3 protein-coding genes are annotated in these 7,261 nt (G+C 31.8%); all 3 read right to left on the bottom strand.

Annotation, left to right across the window (positions count from 1 at the left end):
• Positions 1 to 184 precede the first annotated feature (184 nt).
• Positions 185 to 484: an uS7 family ribosomal protein gene (locus MAGTDC_RS01780; protein WP_414173054.1), complete on the bottom strand. Its 300-nt coding sequence runs from the start codon at positions 482 to 484 to the stop codon at positions 185 to 187.
• Between the two features lie 469 nt (positions 485 to 953).
• Positions 954 to 4,979: a DNA-directed RNA polymerase subunit beta' gene (locus MAGTDC_RS01775; protein ID WP_192573068.1), complete on the bottom strand. Its 4,026-nt coding sequence runs from the start codon at positions 4,977 to 4,979 to the stop codon at positions 954 to 956.
• 5 nt (positions 4,980 to 4,984) lie between these two features.
• Positions 4,985 to 6,913 (bottom strand): DNA-directed RNA polymerase subunit beta, encoded by a 1,929-nt coding sequence (locus MAGTDC_RS06145; protein WP_462138613.1) that lies wholly within the window; start codon positions 6,911 to 6,913, stop codon positions 4,985 to 4,987.
• Positions 6,914 to 7,261 lie beyond the last annotated feature (348 nt).

Here is a 7,261-nt window from a genome sequence, read left to right as displayed (position 1 = left end):
CCATGACAACGTTTTTCTTATAAATTTTCCGATATTATGTATACCAATGGTCCTGTTTTATTAAATAAACGTTTAGTGAAGGTTGTGTTGGTAACATTTATATGAGCCATTGTGGTATCATACCTTAATCTTTATTAGATTTTGTTTTCTTCATCCCATATGAACAGATGTTTGAATGTTTTTTTTAAGCTAAGTTGTGTATGGTCTCTCATCGTTTGTATGAAGAACTCTTTCTTAGAACACTATCTATTATCTCTCAAGCCAACCTCAATCATGCGGTTACTTCTCTATGTTGTTTCGTAGCATCGACCAGTCATCTCAAACCTAATCCCAACCTTCTATCGGTAGGTATATCTGTTGGCATCAGATGTGAAACACCATCAACTCTCATATTTCTAACTTCTATATATGGTATAACATTATCGATTGTTTTGTATAAAACCTTTAATGGATTCATGTGTAATCTGTTATTTATATAATCTAATACTTTTTTCTAAAACCAACATGACCATACGTTTCTTATCATCTTCACATTATGTAATTTATTAACTTTGATAATATCGAACACTTATCAGAACAAGAAAACACATTATTTATTAACCTTGCGGTTCCTTGACATTGTTGTTTTCTATTCATTGGTGTTATTTACGTTTCGTATTAGAATTCATGATGTTCTTAGTATATTTATGTTTATAATACTTTTACTTAATGGTCCACCTATGATAAATCTTCTAACATACTCGTATCTAACAATTATCATGGAATATTTATTTACCAATTATATACTTCATCTTAATATATAGTATCCCATCATTGTCATTGTACATTTTTTGTTTTAATTTTCTGTTAACAATATAAATATGTTTGGCTGTTGTTAAAACCAAAGATACTTGTTAGTTAGAAGTTATCTTCCATTTGAAGAGAATATATCCTGTTCACTAACCATTTTATATCTAGATCTTTTCATTAACAGGATCACTTTCGTTTAACATTTTACTTTCAATCAATCTCCGTTTACTTACGAAACCAGTACCAACCAATGGTATCTTTCCTAACATGATTTTATCTTTTATCCCAGATATTCCATAATTATTACCAGATATTATAGCTTTAATTACTGTTTTCATTGCTCCTTGAAAGGAGATAGCGGACAGTATAGACCCTTGGTTTAAACATGAGTCTGTTATACCAACGATTTGTCTAATACCTGATGCCATCTTCCGTTTTAGTTTATTAATATGGTTATTAATTAAAGAAATATTCTGTCATCTGTAACAACATCCGACCATCAATGATGAACTACCTGGATCGGTTATACTTACTACATTGGTCATTTGTCTTAAAACCATCTCAATATGTTTACTGTTAACATTAACTCCTTGGTTTCCATATATTTCTTGAACAATGTTAATAAAATAATTGAAGAGATCATTGAATCCATATACTTCAGCATAATTCGATAGATCGTGATCTCCATGTAAGATGATTTGTCCTCGTTTTATCATTTTGTTGTCTTCGATTAATAGCTTAACATCTAAATCAGAGTAAACAATAGGTTTTTCGTTGGTTTTTATCGGATCAATGACAAACGATCTGTTACCATTTCCGCTGACTCCATGTTTTAATAATCCATCTATTGGACTAATAATTGAACTGTTGTTCTCATCAACATTGTTATCAAACAGCTTCGATAATCTCTCGAAATCTTCTGTTAATGTCATATCGATTACATCTTCATCTTCTACTATATTTTCTGAGATACTATCAAATGATCTTATTAATTCATTAGGTGTAATTATAAATTTATTTCTATTACCAACGGTAACATAATACAACCGTTTCATTCTACCAACGTTTAGTCCAATCAACGATAACTTACCCATAACAACACTTGGTTTAACATTAGTAACAATTTTTTTAATTATATTAGTTGGTTCTTTCTTAATGTTTAGATGATACACTAAGTTCTTAAAAAACGACCGACCATTGGTTAAGCTTAATAAACTTGTTGATCTAATACAATTGAAACATAATATCTCTTCGGATTCAACGTGTTTATTATTCAGAACTAACAAATGAGTACCTCTTGGTAGTTTATAACTCCAGATTTCAATATCATCCTTCATAATTGATAGAATACAATTAGAATTAACAACAATTATATCGTTTGATTCAGAAATAACACATGAAATATTCTTAATCTTAATAATACCTGAAAATGGTGACATTAAACAGTTCTTTATCAATTTTTCATGAGTTTTATCACCAACGTTTGATAATCCATGAAATGTTCTTAACGTAAGTTGAGTTCCAGGTTCGCTAATGGATTGGGCGGCTATAACACCAACGGATTCACCCTGTTGGACAACGTTGCCACAACTTAATTCTATCCCATAACAAAGTTTACAGATACCAAACCTTGCTTGACATGTCAATGGAGATCTGATCCATAAATCGTTGTTGTAATTCATTAATATATTACAAATATTATCTTCGGTAATTAGTTCATTCTTTTTAACAGTTATTTTCTTGTTCTTTAATATTGGTTTAGCTAAGAATCTTCCGATCAATCTGTTCTTAATGAATTCGAGATCAATGATTGGTTTAATCTGTAGACCTGTTTCAGTTTTACAATCATCCTCGCTTACTATCCATTCTCTTGTTGATTCAACAAGTTTTCTTGTGAGATAACCGGAGCTTGCAGTTTTCAACGCTGTATCGATCAATCCTCTTCTCGATGAACATGTACAACAAAAATATTGAATTAAACTTAATCCCTCATTATAAGAATTCAAGATTGGTAATCTACATGGTTTTCCTTCGAAGCCAACAATATATCCTTTAGAACCAATTAATTGCTGAACCTGAGATAACGTTCCTCTGGCACCGGAATTAACTATCATTTGAATGGACGTTTGTTTCGAACTATATCCTGTTACTTCCAAATTAATGTTATTATTAATAGCATCCAAGACCTTCGGTCATATTGACAATGGCATTGGAATCTCGTGTTTGTTGCCAATCTTTGATCAGGATGTTGTTATAATTGATCGTATATCCTTGAGAAGGATCTTTTTGTAGCTTAGATTGGAAAGATCGGACGCTGACAATGACATGCCAGATTGTGTTGCATATTTTAATCCTAATCTCATCAGTTTTTCACAAAACGTTGTCATCTGTTTTGATCCATACTTGTTGTAAACCAATTTAATTATGTCAGAAGTTAGTTGTTTACTTAATTCAGGATAGTTCCATTCGTACAAAAAATTACATTCTGATGGAACCAATTCAGATATCAACAAACGACCTGATGTTGATAGTATTTCTGTTATCTTCCCGTTTACAACGGTTCTGAATTTAATCTTGGTATGTAAGTTTATTTTCTTTAAAAACAAAAGTCTATGTACCTCGTTGTATGAAGATAAACATATGTCTTTGTATTCTGGAGATGTTAACGACATATAATACAAACCAAGGATCATGTCTTGGGATGGCAGGATGCATGGATCACCATGGGCCGGATACATTACGTTATTATCAGCCATTAACAACGTTGTAGCTTCGATTCTGGCATTAAAACTAAGTGGAACATGGACTGCCATTTGATCACCATCGAAGTCAGCATTGAAACCAGAACATACCAACGGATGTAATCTTATAACTTTTTCATTGGTTAACTTCACTCAAAAAGCTCTCATGCTTAACTTATGCAACGTTGGAGCTCGGTTTAACAACACCGGACAGTAACTTACTACTTCTTCTAAAATTTTATAAGTTAAATGGATATCATTTTCTAGTATATGTTTGATGGTAGTTTTAGTATTGAATTCCGATTTCAACATTAGTTTAGAATGGATAAATGGTTTGAATAATTCAACAGCCATTGATCTTGGTATCGAACACTCATTTATAGATAAGCTTGGTTCTGGTACTATCACACTCCTACCTGAATAATCTACCCTCTTACCTAGGATGTTGTGTCTGAATCTACCTTGTTTTCCTTTTAACATTTCAGCCAACGACTTCAATGAGGTAGTATTATAATTGTTAGGATTATCAACATTTGAAGAGTTATCAATTAAATCATCAACTGTTTTCTGTAACAATATTAAAGCTTTGATGTAACTATCAAATTTATCAACGTTGTTGGACCTTGTTTCGTTTGTTTTTATTAATTTGTTGTTATTTGCGGTGATAATGTGTTTATAAAGTATGTTTAAATCAGAACTTGCTGTTGTATCATCATCTAAAACCATCACTGGTCTTAATTCAGCAGGTAGAACCGGCAACATCCTTATCACCAATCGTTCCAACTTAAAATTATTTGAAATAAAACCTTCAACCATTTCCAGCTTGGTTCTAATTTTGTGCAAGTGATCATCAGATTTTGTTTGTTCAATTTCTTTAATCAATGATGTTTTGATTTTAGTTAATTGAACCTTTGACAACAGCTCCATGATGGCTTGTCCTCCTGATGCCACTATACATTGTTTCTTTTGTTCTCACATGTTCCTGTATGTTTCGGTTGATATGACTTGTCCGTTTCTATAATTGTTCAGATTAGACCATGTTATGACATGAAGTTTACAATCAATTATATCTTGAACTATTCCAACGTCCATGTTAAGTAATTCGGACAAAATGTTGGGTGTTGGTTTATGAAACAAAGTATGAATTACTGGTGTTGATAAATTAATATGTCCAAACCTCAATCTTGTTTTCATTCTATCAGAACCGAGATATATACCACAAGTTTGACAGATCATCTCGTTGTTTAAATTAGATATTGAACATAGACATTCGTTTTTCTTACCTGGACCGAATATCTTTGGACAAAACAAACCGTCAATGATTGGCTTTCCATTATCGTCATAGGTGTCAGCATTGCAGACCTCACCATATGATCATGACAATATTGTTTCAGGTGATATTATTTTAAATCTAAGACTTGTAATGTTCTTATTAAATATTGATAACATGTTTGTTATTTTGTTGTTTCAATTTCAATACACATTGAGAATAACTCTTTTATCAAAACAGACATACTTTCAATTTGATAGAGATTATATTTTGGTTTACCTTTTAGAATGTTATCTTGGACTTCACGTCTTGCCACTATGTCATCACATTTAGCTGATAACGCTTCATTTAAGAAATAAGCAGCACCATAGCTCTGCAACGCCCATACCTCCATCTCACCTAACCTCTGTCCTCCTAAGTTATCTCTTCCTTTAAGAGGTTGTTGGATTACAATTGAGTATGGACCTGTTGATCTGGCATGGATTTTGTCATCGACTAAATGATTTAATTTAAAAATATATATAATACCTATGGCTGTTGTTTTATCAAAGGGTAATCCTGTTATACCATCATATAATTGAACCTTTCCATTAAAATTAATTGATAATCTTTTGTTAAAATCTTCTAAACATGATTCAAATGGAAATTTAAACAACGGACAAGATATCTTTACTCCCTGTGATAATTCAGACAACAAAATCAGGATCATATCTTTTGATAACTTATTTATGTTTGGATATAATTCAGTAAGTTTAGGTACAACTGTTTTCAATATCCGATCATCATTTGTTTTATAATACATATTTAATACATTTTTGAATTCTAAACCAAACTTATAACTAATTAAACCAAAGGTTGTTTCCAATAATTGACCAATGTTCATCCTAGATGGTACTCCTAATGGGTTAAGTATAATATCGATTGGTGTTCCATCGGCCATGAATGGCATATCCTCTTTCGGAACTATCCTCGATATCACACCTTTGTTACCATGTCTTCCACATATCTTATCACCTGTTTTAATTGATTTATGTACTAATAATTTAATTCTGATAACTTCCAACACAGTACCTTCATCATCTTGATTTTCATTTGTTAATCTGTTGTTAAATTTGGATAACATATCAGCTTCCAATTTATTTAAATAACTTAAGTATTTTTTATGTAATAGATTCAAACCATCTTGAATAATCTTATTATCAGATGAAAATGAACTTGTTGTAAATGGTACCTCTGTGTTGTTAATATGTAATAACGTACAACATCTTCTAATGTATTTCCTTTTAACAACGTTGTAACACCGAATATATTCCTCTAGATCTATATCGTAATAACTTCTATCTTCATCTGATGATCTGTTTACCTCTAAAACCGTTGCATATTCTATCCCATTCGGTACTCTAAATGAAGTATTATATGTTAAATCTATAGAGAATTCATCGTCTCCTTCCTGTTCCTTACCAACCTCATAGTTTTCATCTGTTATGTTAATAATTGTTCCATTATCATTTCCATGTTCCTCATCTGAACTTAATTCATCCCCACATATTTCTTTGAATTCTTTTTTCTTTCGTTCAGCATCAGGTCTTGGAGCCAACTTACCCACTAACACATCATCCTTTCGTACATTGCTACCTACTTTAACTATCCCATTGTGATCCAGATGTCTTCGGTACTTCATTGGTATTCCGTTAATGTTTGGAGTCAACCATTCGTTACCAGATGTTGTTTTCATAACTTTTGTTTCAAGGTCTGTTATGTGAAACGATTTAAAAACACCTTTGTTTATAACATTATCGGAGATTATAACCGAATCTTCGAAGTTATATCCTTCCCAACACATGAATGCCACTAATAGGTTGGCACCTAAACTCATTTCTCCATCACAACTTGATTGACATTCGGCAATAACATCTCCGCGTTTCAATGTTTGTCCAGGATTAACAACAGTTCTTATTCTTTGACACATCTCTTGATTTGATTTTACTACTTGCGGTAAGATATAAACTCTTCTTTTCTGATCTCTTGGTTCATAAACGACAATTGTCTTTGAATCAGCACTAATTACTGTTCCATTATTACATGCTACAACGTTGTGACCAGTATCTCTCATTACGTTGTATTCTTCTCCAGTACCAACCAAGGGAGGTCTTGGATTCAATGGAGGTATTGCTTGTTTCAACATGTTTACTGCCATTAATGCCCTTGTTGGATCGTTGTGTCCGAGGAATGGTATCAAACGAACAGCATGTGAAAACACTTGAACATTCGATACTAAATTTAGATCTATTACGTTTCTATCTGTTACTTTTATCCTATTTCTATTCAAACACATTACTCATTTTCTCTGATCTTTATTACATGGTAAAGCAACGTTTAACCTCATACTTTCAAAATAGTTTAAATATATAACATTTGAATTAATTAGTCCGTTATAAATCTTATAATATCCTGTTGACAT

This window comes from Candidatus Hodgkinia cicadicola (assembly GCF_002774925.1).
This window is presented reverse-complemented; position numbering and strand designations above follow the sequence as displayed.